Origin of the sequence: Pseudomonas lurida (assembly GCF_013522705.1) — a bacterium.
In the GTDB taxonomy this organism is placed as follows: Bacteria; Pseudomonadota; Gammaproteobacteria; order Pseudomonadales; family Pseudomonadaceae; genus Aquipseudomonas; species Aquipseudomonas quebecensis.
Map to the genome: position 1 here is coordinate 32,110 of NZ_JAAMRE010000030.1, position 12,335 is coordinate 44,444.

The 12,335-nt window shown below is 54.8% G+C and carries 15 protein-coding genes and 1 tRNA gene; 7 read left to right on the plus strand and 9 right to left on the minus strand.

Features of this window, described 5'->3' with window-relative positions; genetic code table 11:
• The first annotated feature begins 16 nt into the window (after positions 1–16).
• The 4 genes from G7025_RS21430 to G7025_RS21445 are packed head-to-tail and all read left to right on the plus strand — an operon-like array spanning position 17 to position 2,413.
• The gene (locus G7025_RS21430) at positions 17–496 is read left to right on the plus strand and encodes a phosphohydrolase (RefSeq protein WP_258197719.1); all 480 of its coding nucleotides are present in this window, start codon (positions 17–19) and stop codon (positions 494–496) included.
• The gene (locus tag G7025_RS26860; RefSeq protein WP_258197720.1) at positions 493–987 is read left to right on the plus strand and encodes a hypothetical protein; all 495 of its coding nucleotides are present in this window, start codon (positions 493–495) and stop codon (positions 985–987) included. The genes G7025_RS21430 and G7025_RS26860 overlap by 4 nt, the downstream gene beginning before the upstream one ends.
• On the plus strand, positions 984–1,199 hold the full coding sequence (xisR, locus tag G7025_RS21440; protein ID WP_181081093.1) for an excisionase family protein: 216 nt from the start codon (positions 984–986) through the stop codon (positions 1,197–1,199). Before G7025_RS26860 ends, xisR begins: the two co-directional genes overlap by 4 nt.
• The gene (locus G7025_RS21445) at positions 1,196–2,413 is read left to right on the plus strand and encodes an Arm DNA-binding domain-containing protein (RefSeq protein ID WP_181081094.1); all 1,218 of its coding nucleotides are present in this window, start codon (positions 1,196–1,198) and stop codon (positions 2,411–2,413) included. The genes xisR and G7025_RS21445 overlap by 4 nt, the downstream gene beginning before the upstream one ends.
• Before the next feature lie 40 nt (positions 2,414–2,453).
• Here G7025_RS21445 and G7025_RS21450 read toward each other — a convergent pair whose 3' ends face one another.
• The 8 genes from G7025_RS21450 to dapA form a co-directional block, all read right to left on the minus strand.
• Positions 2,454–4,052: a DUF2326 domain-containing protein gene (locus G7025_RS21450; RefSeq protein WP_181081095.1), complete on the minus strand. Its 1,599-nt coding sequence runs from the start codon at positions 4,050–4,052 to the stop codon at positions 2,454–2,456.
• On the minus strand, positions 4,045–4,266 hold the full coding sequence (locus tag G7025_RS27190; RefSeq protein WP_375139346.1) for an ABC-three component system middle component 7: 222 nt from the start codon (positions 4,264–4,266) through the stop codon (positions 4,045–4,047). Before G7025_RS27190 ends, G7025_RS21450 begins: the two co-directional genes overlap by 8 nt.
• Positions 4,253–5,035: an ABC-three component system protein gene (locus G7025_RS21455; RefSeq protein WP_181081096.1), complete on the minus strand. Its 783-nt coding sequence runs from the start codon at positions 5,033–5,035 to the stop codon at positions 4,253–4,255. Before G7025_RS21455 ends, G7025_RS27190 begins: the two co-directional genes overlap by 14 nt.
• Before the next feature lie 442 nt (positions 5,036–5,477).
• Positions 5,478–5,567 (minus strand) — tRNA-Ser (locus G7025_RS21460).
• Positions 5,568–5,650: 83 nt separating this feature from the next.
• Positions 5,651–6,364: a phosphoribosylaminoimidazolesuccinocarboxamide synthase gene (purC, locus tag G7025_RS21465; protein ID WP_010212191.1), complete on the minus strand. Its 714-nt coding sequence runs from the start codon at positions 6,362–6,364 to the stop codon at positions 5,651–5,653.
• Between the two features lie 27 nt (positions 6,365–6,391).
• Positions 6,392–7,150, minus strand: a complete 759-nt coding sequence (locus G7025_RS21470) for an MBL fold metallo-hydrolase (RefSeq protein ID WP_181081097.1) — start codon at positions 7,148–7,150, stop codon at positions 6,392–6,394.
• A gap of 4 nt (positions 7,151–7,154) precedes the next feature.
• On the minus strand, positions 7,155–8,270 hold the full coding sequence (gene bamC, locus G7025_RS21475) for an outer membrane protein assembly factor BamC (RefSeq protein WP_181081098.1): 1,116 nt from the start codon (positions 8,268–8,270) through the stop codon (positions 7,155–7,157).
• 17 nt (positions 8,271–8,287) lie between these two features.
• Positions 8,288–9,166: a 4-hydroxy-tetrahydrodipicolinate synthase gene (gene dapA / locus G7025_RS21480; RefSeq protein ID WP_181081099.1), complete on the minus strand. Its 879-nt coding sequence runs from the start codon at positions 9,164–9,166 to the stop codon at positions 8,288–8,290.
• Between the two features lie 273 nt (positions 9,167–9,439).
• Between dapA and G7025_RS21485 the strand changes: the two genes are divergently transcribed.
• Positions 9,440–10,000 (plus strand): glycine cleavage system protein R, encoded by a 561-nt coding sequence (locus tag G7025_RS21485; protein WP_003172487.1) that lies wholly within the window; start codon positions 9,440–9,442, stop codon positions 9,998–10,000.
• Positions 10,001–10,010: 10 nt separating this feature from the next.
• Positions 10,011–10,484 (plus strand): peroxiredoxin, encoded by a 474-nt coding sequence (locus tag G7025_RS21490; RefSeq protein ID WP_181081100.1) that lies wholly within the window; start codon positions 10,011–10,013, stop codon positions 10,482–10,484.
• A 57-nt stretch (positions 10,485–10,541) separates the two neighbouring features.
• Here the strand turns inward: G7025_RS21490 and G7025_RS21495 are convergent, their stop codons facing one another.
• Positions 10,542–10,781: a sulfurtransferase TusA family protein gene (locus G7025_RS21495; protein ID WP_181081101.1), complete on the minus strand. Its 240-nt coding sequence runs from the start codon at positions 10,779–10,781 to the stop codon at positions 10,542–10,544.
• Positions 10,782–10,876: 95 nt separating this feature from the next.
• On the opposite strand from G7025_RS21495, the gene G7025_RS21500 reads away from it, so the two are divergent.
• Positions 10,877–12,310 (plus strand): M48 family metalloprotease, encoded by a 1,434-nt coding sequence (locus tag G7025_RS21500; protein ID WP_181081102.1) that lies wholly within the window; start codon positions 10,877–10,879, stop codon positions 12,308–12,310.
• Positions 12,311–12,335 lie beyond the last annotated feature (25 nt).

Below are 12,335 nucleotides of genomic sequence, written 5' to 3' on the forward strand. Positions count from 1 at the left end.
AAAAAAAAGCCCGCACATGGCAGGCCAGAAACAAGTTGCCGTTACGCGTAACGCAACGGATCGGCCATCGCACACCCGCGAGTTTTACAGCCTGGCACAACACAGCTGCATCGTCGCCGAGCTGGTGCCGGAAGAACACAAGTTGGCGGCCCTGCTCCACGATGCGACCGAGGCGTACCTGGACGATATGACCCGGCCACTTAAACAGTGGATGCCCGACTACCGAGGATTTGAGGACGTCGTGTGGGGGCGCATCTGTGATCGCTTCGACCTGGCCTTCGATCTACCCGCATGCATACACCAGGCCGACCTGATTGCGCTAGCCACCGAGCGCCGCGATCTCATGCCAACCGATCCGGCTATCTGGGATTGCTTGATCGGCATCGAGCCCATGGCTGAAACCATTCGCCCATGGCCTGCCGCAGAAGCACGCAACACCTACCACCAGCGCCTGATGAACCAACTAGCCATCGAACACCGGAGGAAAGCGGCATGAAAAACCTACAGGACAACACCATTACGCCGCCCGCTTTGCTCCGCACTATCAGCAGCGCCAACACGCTAGAAACAAACAGTCTCTGCTGCGAAGCAGCAGGCATTATTGCTCCTTCCAGCACCACTGCCGAGGCACTTATACCCCACGAAAAGCTGCGCGGGACAGCGCTTGCTGATGCAACGCTAAACGCTCAGACACTCACGCTCGCGCAGCCTGTCGTGGGGTATACGCACGTTTCTAAAATGGCGGATTACCCTCCAGAGTCAAAACCAGGCCGACGTTACTGGCCTGCAGACCTGACTAACGTCCGCCCCGATGAATGGGCTCTCATGTCCCCCAAGCACGTCGCCGAATTTGCTGGTGAGACTGAGGTCTGGCTGTTGCTGGAGGCCGCTCAAAAGCAAATTGCCGAGCTGCAGCAGGCGCACATCAACCTAACTAATCAAGCAGTGAGCCTGCCCCCCTTTCCTTGCCGGGAGAATGCCGTATGAGCGCCGCCGAGAAACTCGACTTTCACATCACGCCCGGTGCTTGGTTTCGACAAGGCCTGCTTTACCCCGTGTTCGGCCTGAGCACAGAAGCCGTCCGTAAATACCGCACGCGCGGGCTCTGGCTTGAGGGCAAGCACTGGCGTTACGACCCTGCCAACGTGATCGTATACAACCGTGCAGCCATAGAGCGCTGGATGGAAGGGAAGCCATGATCGACAAGATGCCGACCGGAGTTGAGATGAACGGTAAACAGTTACGCATCTGGTTCATTTTCAACGGCCAACGGTGCCGTGAGCCACTGGAGGGAATCGCAAAGGTCAACAAGGCTGCAATCGCCTATGCCGACAACAAGCGCCGCACCGTGCTCGCGGAGATCAAAGAGGGTCGCTTCGATTATGCGGCCCACTTCCCTAACTCACCCAGGGCTACCATGTTTACGGGAACAGGAGGCCCCTCACTGAAGCGCACCGTGAAGGAAGGCATTGACCGATGGTTAGAAGTCCAGCGAGCCCTCAAAGCTTCAAGCACTGTGATCAACTACGTAAGCAAGGCTGGACATGTTGAAAAGAAGTTCGGCAAACGCCGAATCGTCGACATCAGCAAGAGCGATATCGAGTTGTTCCAGGCACAGTTGCTCAAGCAAGGCTTAGCCCCAAAGACAGTGAATGATATTTTTACCGTGGTCCGAGGGGTTTGGGCTGACGCTTTCGGTGATGGGATTCTAAAAGCTAACGCTCTGGATAGGATAGGTAACGTCGGGGCCGACGTAGACCTCGAGCATGCTGACCCCTTCAGCCGCACCGAGATCGAGTTGATTGGTAAAGCGGACCCTAGCCGACGAGCTGATGCCCGAATGATCGAGTTCAACTGCTGGACTGGGCTGTCACTGTCCGAGCTTATCGGACTGGCTGCTGAAGACGTCGACCTTCAAACCGGCCTGGTACACGTCCGGCGGGCATTGGTCGTAGGAGAATTCAAAGTCCCCAAGGAACGCTCAAGGGTACGAGTCGTTGAGTTGATAGACCCTGCCCTCGAACTCATGAGGGAGATTGTCGCCGCCGCAAAGGACGCACAAGCCGAAGAGATCACCGTTATCCAACGCGACAACATCACGTCCAAAAAAATGAAAGTGAGGTTCCTTTTTCGCAGCTCCACCAGCGGCTTACTCTGGAGCGGTAAAACATTGAGCAACTGGTTTACCGCCCACCTTAAAAAGGCCGAAGTCCGCCACAGAGGTGCCAATCAATGTCGCCACACGTTTGCTAGCCAGATGCTATCGAGCTATGTGCCAGTCGAATGGGTGGCCAGGCAGCTTGGGCACTCCGACACAACAATGGTGAGAAAACACTACGGTAGATGGATACCGAGGGACACTAAAAGTATGGCGGGCATAGTCTCGAAAATGTTGGGTTTTCGCCAAGATTAAGCTCAAAAAATTGACAGTTAAACATTATGAAGAGCGGCTATCACTTCGCGTTCTTCCACTTAACATTGAATGCCATACGATCTTTATCAAGCTTAAGAAACATTGCTTCAGTAATTATTTTCTGCACGCTCGCCTGATACTTGCTAACTTCATCAATCGAGATAAAAACCTGCTTACTAAAAGAGCTGTAGATCTCCACCAAATGCTCTATCGCAGGTGTATCCATATTTTTGAATAACAGACTATCATGAATAATTACTGGAAGAACAGTTAACCGGAGGAACGTCAGATCTAGAGCGATCATGTTAGCAAAACCTTTCCCGGTTCCCCGATCATCGCCATGATCAAATTTATAATCTTTCTCACCTAGTGTAAGCACCGGTGAAATAGCTTTATTGCTGTAAATTTTAGTTATTTCTTCTTCGATTCCCGCATTAAGTCCGAGTTCTATCTCTGCAACTGAACTCTCAAGCGCCGAGTCAATATCAGCCTTCAATCTCTTGATTTCATTTTTTGCCTCGGCGCTCATTGTCCAGTATCGATTTTGCTGAATCAGAGAATTTTGCTGACGATCAAGATCTATTAAGCGCTCTAACAGATGAACCGAATCCTCTCGGGAATCAAGGAGATTTAAGAGTGAGGAATCAACTTTGGCTATATCGGCTTGGGCAGCGCCCAAAGCTTCTATTAGAACAGTTTGTTCTGCTTTCAGCTGCTCCTTCAGAATATTTGTAATACCTGAATGAAAGGATTCTACCTCTAATAGCTTCTTAGAATCGACTTCAGGAAAAAAAGTCAGTACCGATTGAAAATCTTTACTATTTACAATCTTCGCATTACCTAAGTTTGACTCCACTCTGCTCAACTGCGTCAGAAGATCAAGCTTATACTCTACCAAGGCATCTTTTTGAAGCTTCAACTCCAGACTTTGCTCATTGATTATAGAACGTATATCCGTAACATTTCTCTTCAGTGTCTGCTTAATCTTCTCAACCTCAGAGAAAAGCTGACTAATTACTGAATCGTTTTTAGCTACCTGCGCTTTTGTGATTTTCTTTACTGCACCAGAGTTAAATGTACCATTAATATCCTTTAGCGATTTCTGAGCTCCGGCACGCTCCTGCTCCAGCTGAGAAATTAGCCAGTACATATTGAACATTTTGAGAATACGCTTTCTGACAACCTCCCATTTTTCCCGCACGGTTAGGTCCAAGGGACGTTTGTGGTTGTAGTTATTTCTTTGATAAATCCGAAAGAAACCGCTAACACAATCACGGAATGAAATTTCGCTTGCACTGGTAAGATAGTTATCTTTAAGGAAGCTAGTAAACTCTCGAAGAGTGAGCATACGCCCTTGCTCAAAGCAATAGACTGATTCAGGCGTCTCAGTATTTCGAATAAATAGATAGCTTTTATCGAATTGAAACTCCATTACCAATTCTAAATGGCCAACATTTTTAATTACATCATCGCATTTTGTCGGAAAGTCGCTCCCACCAAATGCAAAGTCAATCAACATCAAAATTGATGACTTACCGATTGAGTTATGCGCATCATCCGCACCCACAACTGCATTCAGCCCTAACTTGAAATGAATAGAGGACTGGATCAATTTCTCGCATGTAATAGATTTAAGCAAGCTGAATGACCCCAGAGGTAAAATTTACGTTTATTTTTTTTAAAACAAACAGCAAGTCGAGAGCATCTATAAACTCCGACACATCGAAAAATATATCCTTATTATTCAGATACACCGCTTGAACAGTATCAACACCCTTCAAAACCCCCAGCAACTTAGCTGCCTTAGGGAGACAACTATCCTCTAATGATATTACTTTATTAGGCAGTATCATCAGAAAAAATCTCACAGTTCTGAATAAAATAAGAAACTAACACCTCAGATTTCGATCGCTCCTTAATCCCAGTATTAGTCATAAACCATACACACATCTCTTCAAATATTTGACTTTGATCAAAACCCTGCATTAACAAAAGCGTGTAATAACTCTTAACCTGAGAACAGATGAACAAAGACTTAGCCTTTTCCTCTAACTCTAGCTTTCTCAAGGACTCCCTAATCGGAGTAAAAAAACTCAGGATATACTGCCCAATCTTAATTTCATTCATGATGCCTAGGGTTTCATCTTTCTTCTGAGATAGCTTTAAGGCAGCAAATGACAGAGTTGTATTTTTAATATCCAACTCACTAAGGGCTTCCAAGTCCCTGGCTACAACCGCTATATCCTTGTGAAGAGTTTGTCTGTCCCAAGTTTGTGAAAGCGCTTTAATCTTGTTGATTGTCTTTTTTATCTCAACCAGTTGCCTGTATTCCTGTACTGTCTTCTTAGTATCATAAATTTTATGACACTCTTTACACAGCGCAATAAAATTTTCTTCACAATCGATATCATCTGAAAGCACTTCTTCAGCGATTAGTATATGTTTTTCATGTTCGGTGGCATTTAGCGGATAGATATGTGCGACGTCGAAAACCCGCACACGTTTTGATCCTTTCTTAACCATGAGCGCTCGCCTGCAGAGCGGGCAAAGTCCTTGAACTTCGCAAAGCAAGCTCATCTTAACCGTGTCAGTAACATTTGCTCTCCTAAGCTGATCTGACAAGTGTGGAGCTCCATCAATATTGAAAAGGTCGACCGCTAGCAAGCGTGCCGCTATGACGACACCTTTGAGAATGCCAGGACCCGATTAAGAAATGGCTGTAAGACCATAGCACCCATATTACTGAAAGCTACTGATTCGCCATCATTCTGTCCAGTCGACGCCTGCTATTCAGCTCGGACGCCTTTTGACGACGCTCAGATCGGATACTCAATCATCTGTGGATTGCTCACCGTACGTGCCTGAAGGGAAGGTGGCACGCCTCTAGCTGGCGATTGCTGAATAAGAGACACCAGAGCACTGTGAGGGCACTGAACGGCTTAGAGCGATTGATTAGAGCCTCAAAGGCGAGCACTTTGCCCTAAAAATGCCCTAATAAGAACAACGGAAACGAAAAAGCCCCCGTAATCTTCAATGATTACGGGGGCTTCGTCTTGTTCAATAATGGCGGAGAGATAGGGATTCGAACCCTAGGTACCGGTGAAGGTACAACGGATTTCGAATCCGTCCCATTCGGCCACTCTGGCATCTCTCCAACGGCGCGCATCATAACAGCCTGTTTCGTGGAAGCAAAGCTCTTGCGAGATTTTTTTCCGTGCTATCAGATGCTTGCGTCGATTAAAGCGGTACGCCCAGACGGTTGGCGACTTCTTCGTAGGCTTCGATGACATCACCGAGGCCCTGACGGAAGCGGTCCTTGTCCATCTTCTTCTTGGTGTCCTTGTCCCACAGGCGGCAGCCGTCCGGGCTGAACTCGTCACCCAGGACGATGGAGCCGTCATGGAATACGCCGAATTCCAGTTTGAAGTCCACCAACAGCAGGCCGGCGTCGTCGAACAGCTTGCTCAGCACGTCGTTGACCTTGAGGGACAATTCCTTCATGCGCGCCAATTGCTCGGCGGTGCCCCAGCCGAAAGCCACAACGTGGGACTCGTTGATGAACGGGTCGCCCTTGGCATCGTCTTTCAGGAACAGTTCGAAGGTGTAAGGGTTTAGCTTGAGGCCCTCCTCCACACCCAGGCGCTTGACCAGGCTGCCGGCGGCGTAGTTACGCACGACGCACTCGACCGGGATCATGTCCAGTTTCTTCACCAGGCATTCGTTGTCGCCCAGCAGCTTGTCGAATTGGGTCGGAATACCGGCCGCTTCGAGCTTCTGCATGATGAAGGCATTGAACTTGTTGTTCACCATGCCCTTGCGATCAAGTTGCTCGATGCGCTTGCCGTCGAACGCCGAGGTGTCGTTGCGAAACAGCAGGATCAGGCGGTTGGCGTCGTCGGTCTTGTACACCGACTTGGCTTTGCCGCGGTAGAGTTCTTCACGTTTTTCCATGATGGGCTCCGCTTTGAGTGAGGTGGGCTAGGCGATATGTCGCCAGTCGAGCCCTGAATCTTGATCGGCCAGTTGCAGCCAGTCCGGGTCGCACCCGAGGGTGTCGACAAAACATTGCCGGGCAAGCGTCGGCAGGTTGTTCTTGCTGCTCAGGTGGGCCAGGACCAGATGTTGCAGGTCTTGCCAGCCCAACTCATACACCAGGTACGCCGCCTGGTGGTTGTTCAAATGCCCCCGTTCGCCGCCCACCCGCTGCTTGAGAAAATACGGGTAGTGACCACGCGCCAGCAGGTCTCGACAGTGGTTGGACTCGATCATCAAGGCATCGAGGTTGCGGTAACCGTCCAGCACCTTGGCACAGTAGGAACCCAGGTCGGTGAGCACGCCGAAACGCCGCTCCCCATCGCTGAAGACATACTGCGTCGGTTCCTGAGCGTCGTGCGCGACGGCAATCACGTCGATGCTCAAGGCACCGACCTGCAACGTCTCGCCACCGGCCAGGAAACCTGCGGGTTCAATGGGTTTGCGCATCCCGCGCAAGGTACCGCGACTCAAGTACACCGGAAGATTGTAGCGCCGAGACAGCAAACCCACGCCATGCACGTGGTCGGCATGTTCGTGGGTCACCAGAATCGCGCTCAGCTGCGTGGGGTGAACCCCCAGGCGCAGCAGGCGTCGCTCGGTTTCCCGCAGCGAGAAACCACAATCGACCAGCACATACGTGTCGTCATGGGCGACCAGCGTGCCGTTCCCTTGGCTACCGCTGCCGAGAACGGCAAAACGCATCGGATCAGCCCAGGTTGTCCTGAATCACGCCCAACACTTTGCGCGCTGTTTCAGCCGGCGCTACGGTGTTGATGTTCTTCTCGACCGTGACTTGCACGGTTTCGCCAACCTTGCTCAAACGGACCTGATAACGCTCGGCGCGGGTCTCGACTTCTTCCTTGGTCGGTGTGCTGCCAAACAACTTGCCGAAGAAACCAGGCTCGTCATCCTTACGCTCGGCCTTTTCGGCGACGTTGATGTAGTAAAGACCCAGGCTGCGGTTGATGTCTTCAACGCGCCATGGGCCTTGCTCCAAGGCACGGCCGACGCTGGCCCAGGCGCGATCCAGGTCTTCACCCAGGTTCAGCACCACGTTGCCGCTGCCGTCCTCGGTGAGGCTGACGCGGCTTGGGGTGTCGTAATCGCGGGCAGCGAGCAGCGAGACCGAACCGCCCTTCTCGGAGATCCGGCTCATGCTGGCCAGCATTTCATCGACCAGTGCAGAGTCGACACCGGTATTGACCGAGCGATTGGTGAACTCGACGTTGGACGTGCTGCCGGCAGGGCGCTCGGCGCTCACCACATAGACTTCACTGGTATTGCGCTGTACGCCGGGTTCGATCCGCACGCGCACACGCGTTTCGCTATCGGCGGCGACGCCACCGGCTTGCAGGCGCTTGGCCATGCTGGCGGACAATTCATTGCCCTGCTGCCACGCAGTGGTGAATTCACCGGTCTGCGGACGTTGTTCGTCAATGCGGAAACCGTTGTCCTGGAAGAACTGCACCGCCACCGGCCAGACTTCGGCAGGTGGGCGTTGAGCAACGATCCAGCGCGAGTCGCCGCTTTTCTGCAGGCTGTAGTCGCTGGCATCGGCCACGGCCGCGATCGGCTGTGGACGTGGCACCACGTACTCACCCTTGGTGGTGTCATCGGCGACGTTGCGTGGAATCGGCAGCAATGGGTCAAGGCGCTTGGCGACATTGACGTCCGGCGGCAATTGCATCGGTTTGGTTGCTTGTGCTTCCAGATAATCGCTGCCGCGGTCACGGAAGTAGCCTTCCGGGCCCCAGATCCAACCGCAGCCGCTGGTGCTGGAGATAATCAAGGCAAGTGCGGAAAGTCCGGCCAATCGCTTCATGCGTAGTGCTTCCTCAATTAAACCAGGACGCCGGACTGGCGCAGGGCCTGTCGCAGCGGTTCGTGACAGGCTTCGCTGAGACGGGTGAGCGGCAGACGGATACCGTCCGGCATCATGCCCATCTCGAACAGCGCCCATTTCACGGGAATAGGGTTGGATTCGATAAACAGTGTCTTGTTGAGCGGCATCAGCTTCTCGTGGATCGCACGGGCTTTGGCGGCATCGCCGGCGAGAGCGGCGGCGCACATGTCGCTCATGGCACGGGGGGCCACGTTGGCGGTCACGGAGATATTGCCCTTGCCGCCCAGCAGGATCAGCTCGACGGCAGTGGCGTCGTCACCGGAATACACCAGGAAGTCGGCGCTCACGCTGGCCAGGATGTCCTTGGCGCGCTGCAGGTCGCCGGTGGCTTCCTTGATGCCGACGATGTTCGGCACGGTGGACAGGCGGATTACGGTCTCGGCCTTCATGTCGCAGGCGGTACGGCCCGGCACGTTATAGAGGATCTGCGGAATGTCGACGGCTTCGGCAATGGTGCGGAAGTGCTGGTAAAGGCCTTCCTGGGTCGGCTTGTTGTAGTACGGGGTCACCAGCAGGCAGGCATCTGCACCGGCTTTCTTGGCGTTTTTGGTCAGTTCGATCGCTTCACGCGTCGAATTGGCGCCCGTGCCGGCGATGACCGCGATACGCCCGGCCACGCGCTTGACCACGAACTCGATGACCTGGATATGTTCTTCCACATCGAGTGTGGCCGATTCACCCGTGGTGCCGACCGCAACAATGGCATTGGTGCCTTCTTGCAGGTGGAAGTCCACCAGTTTGCCCAGGCTGTCCCAGTCGAGATGACCTTGTGCATCCATGGGTGTGACCAGTGCCACCATACTGCCCGCAATCATGCAACCGCTCCTGCCGGAAAAAGAGAGCCGTAATGGTACTGGCGCCAAGATGCTTGCACAAGCGAAGTACCGCGTGAGGATGCGTTCTGACGCAACTAAACGGCGATCGATGCCATCATCGGGCCAAAGGGCGATTCGAGGACCGCTGGAATCGGGCCGATGACGCAATGAAATCGCCACCTCCTAGCCCTTGGCGACGCTTTTCGCTACCCTTGATCCTTTGATCGATACGGCCCTCTCGGTATCGACCGCTCATCGCTTTAGGAAGGCTGCATGTCCACCCCCACAGTTCGCGAACAATTCCTTGTTATCAGTGCCCTCGGCGCCAACCCCATGGAGCTGACCAACGTCCTGTGCCGCGCCAGCCATGAGAACCGCTGCGCCGTCGTAACCTCTCGCCTGACCCGCCATGGCGAGTGCAGCGCCCTGGTGCTGCAGATTTCCGGGACCTGGGACGCCCTGGCGCGCCTGGAGACCGGCCTGCCGGGCCTGGCCAAGAAGCATGACTTCACCGTTAACGTGGTACGCAGTGCGGCCCTGGAGAACCGTCCCCAGGCCCTGCCTTACGTAGCTTATGTCAGCTCGGCCTACCGTTCGGACATCGTCAATGAGCTGTGCCAGTTCTTCATCGACCATAACGTCGAGCTGGAGAACCTGACGTGCGACACCTACCAGGCGCCGCAGACCGGCGGCACCATGCTCAACGCCACATTCACCGTGACGTTGCCGGCCGGCGTGCAGATCAGTTGGCTGCGCGACCAGTTCCTGGATTTCGCCGATGCGCTGAACCTCGACGCCCTGATCGAACCGTGGCGACCACAGAACCCAATGTAAGGATGTACCCATGGCGGTAGTCATCGACCAACCCGTACCCGACTTCGAAGCCCAGGCCACCAGCGGCCGGACGTTCAGCCTGGCCGCCCTCAAGGGCAAGCAGGTGGTGCTCTACTTTTACCCCAAGGACAGCACGCCGGGCTGCACCACCCAGGGCCAGGGCTTCCGCGACCAGCACGCAGCGTTCCAGGCTGCCGACACCGAAGTGTTCGGCGTGTCGCGCGACAGCGTGAAGTCCCACGAAAACTTCAAAGCCAAGCAAGCATTCCCCTTTGAGCTGCTCAGCGACAAGGACGAAGCGGTCTGCCAGCTGTTTGACGTGATCAAGTTGAAGAAGCTGTATGGCAAGGAATACCTGGGCGTGGACCGCAGCACGTTCCTGATCGATAAAGACGGTGTGCTGCGCCAGGAATGGCGCGGCGTGAAAGTGCCGGGGCATGTGGATGCGGTGCTGGCCGCCGCCCAGGCCTTGAACAAGGCCTGAACCGGCATCGGCAGGCGAGGGCCTGCTCTCGCCTGCAGCGGCAGCGGGCCAGACAGATCAGGCCTTGCGCAACCAATACCGGTACACACCGCAGGCATCTTCTTCGCGCAACAAGGTGTGCCCGGCCAGTTTGGCGAAGGTACGGAAGTCGCGCTGCGAGCCTGCATCGGTGGCGATCACCTTGAGCACCGCACCGCTGGCCAATCGATTGAGCTCCAGCTTGGCCTTGAGCAAGGGCAACGGGCAATTGAGGCCGCTGGCATCAAGCTCGGCGTCGAAGGCGATGGGGTCGGTCATGTCTTACTCCGGGACAAGCATTCGGGGCGCTTAGAATATCTGGTCCGAAGCTCAGTGTCCGGCTACAGTAAGCTCTTTGTCGAAAGGCCTCGTGCATGAATTTTTTGCGCCCTTCCCTGCTGACGCTGGCCTGTCTGCTGGCCTCTCCCGGCTTCGCCGATGACTTGCCGTCGCTGGGCGACGCCAGTTCTGCCATTGTCTCGCCGCAACAGGAATACCAACTGGGTCGTGCCTGGCTGGCGTACCTGCGGGGCCAGGTCTCGCAGCTCAACGACCCCCAACTCAAGGATTATGTTGAAACCAGCGTCTACAAGCTGGTGGAGACCAGCCAGGTCAACGACCGGCGCCTGGAATTCATCCTGATCAACAGCCCGCAATTGAACGCCTTTGCCGCACCGGGCGGGATTGTCGGGGTCAACGGCGGACTGTTCCTCAATGCCCAGACCGAAGGCGAATACGCCTCGGTGCTGGCTCACGAGCTGGCTCACTTATCCCAGCGCCACTTCGCACGAGGCGTTGAAGCACAACAGCGCATGCAGGTACCGATGATGGCCGCACTGCTCGGCGGCATCATCGCTGCCGCAGCAGGCGCGGGCGACGCTGGCATTGCAGCGATTGCCGGCACTCAGGCCGCAGCGATCCAGGAGCAGCGTCGTTTTTCCCGGCAGAATGAACAAGAGGCCGACCGCATCGGCATCGTCAATCTGGAAAAAGCCGGTTACGACCCACGCTCGATGCCAACCATGTTCGAGCGCTTGATGCGCCAATACCGCTTCGACGCCAAGCCACCGGAATTCCTGTTGACTCACCCGGTAACCGAGTCCCGGATCGCCGACACCCGCAACCGCGCCGAACAAGCCAAGCCCGGCGGCAAGGAAGACAGCCTGCGCTACCAGTTGATTCGCGCACGGGTGCAGTTGAAATACGAAGACACCCCAGGCCTGGCTGCGAAACGCTTCCAGGCACAGCTCGACGAAAATCCAAAGAACGATGTGGCGCGCTACGGCCTCGCCATTGCTCAGATCAAAGGCACGAAACTCAAGGAAGCACGGGAAAACCTGGCGCCGCTGCTGGCTAAGGCTCCCAACGATATCACCTACAACCTGGCGCAGATCGAGCTGGACATCATCAACAACCGCCTGCCCGATGCCCAGCAACGCACCGACAAGATGCTCACCCAATACCCCAGTAACTACCCGCTGAATCAGGTCCGGGTCGACCTGCTGCTCAAGCAGAATCGCACCGCCGATGCGGAAAAGGCCCTGGATGCGCTGCTCAAATCCCGCCCGGATGATCCGGACGTGTGGTATCAGGTCGCCGAGACGCGCGGTTTGTCCGGCAACATCATCGGCCTGCACCAGGCCCGCGCCGAATACTTCGCGCTGGTAGGCGACTTCCAGCAGGCTATCCAACAATTGGACTTTGCCAAGCGCCGTGCCGGCAACAACTTCCCGCTGTCGTCGCGGATCGATGCGCGCCAGCGTGAGTTGATCGAACAGGAACGACTGGTCAAAGGGATGATGAGCTGAATCCATCGCCCACAAAAAAGCCCCG

Excerpts from the sequence above, each read along its gene's own strand:
- G7025_RS21500 (WP_181081102.1), top strand. The coding sequence starts at position 10,877 with ATGAATTTTTTGCGCCCTTCCCTGCTGACGCTGGCCTGTCTGCTGGCC.
- G7025_RS26860 (WP_258197720.1), top strand. The coding sequence starts at position 493 with ATGAAAAACCTACAGGACAACACCATTACGCCGCCCGCTTTGCTCCGC.
- dapA (WP_181081099.1), bottom strand. The coding sequence starts at position 9,166 with ATGATTGCGGGCAGTATGGTGGCACTGGTCACACCCATGGATGCACAA.
- G7025_RS27190 (WP_375139346.1), bottom strand. The coding sequence starts at position 4,266 with ATGATACTGCCTAATAAAGTAATATCATTAGAGGATAGTTGTCTCCCT.
- G7025_RS21495 (WP_181081101.1), bottom strand. The coding sequence starts at position 10,781 with ATGACCGACCCCATCGCCTTCGACGCCGAGCTTGATGCCAGCGGCCTC.
- xisR (WP_181081093.1), top strand. The coding sequence starts at position 984 with ATGAGCGCCGCCGAGAAACTCGACTTTCACATCACGCCCGGTGCTTGG.
- G7025_RS21470 (WP_181081097.1), bottom strand. The coding sequence starts at position 7,150 with ATGCGTTTTGCCGTTCTCGGCAGCGGTAGCCAAGGGAACGGCACGCTG.
- bamC (WP_181081098.1), bottom strand. The coding sequence starts at position 8,270 with ATGAAGCGATTGGCCGGACTTTCCGCACTTGCCTTGATTATCTCCAGC.
- G7025_RS21490 (WP_181081100.1), top strand. The coding sequence starts at position 10,011 with ATGGCGGTAGTCATCGACCAACCCGTACCCGACTTCGAAGCCCAGGCC.
- purC (WP_010212191.1), bottom strand. The coding sequence starts at position 6,364 with ATGGAAAAACGTGAAGAACTCTACCGCGGCAAAGCCAAGTCGGTGTAC.
- G7025_RS21430 (WP_258197719.1), top strand. The coding sequence starts at position 17 with ATGGCAGGCCAGAAACAAGTTGCCGTTACGCGTAACGCAACGGATCGG.
- G7025_RS21445 (WP_181081094.1), top strand. The coding sequence starts at position 1,196 with ATGATCGACAAGATGCCGACCGGAGTTGAGATGAACGGTAAACAGTTA.
- G7025_RS21485 (WP_003172487.1), top strand. The coding sequence starts at position 9,440 with ATGTCCACCCCCACAGTTCGCGAACAATTCCTTGTTATCAGTGCCCTC.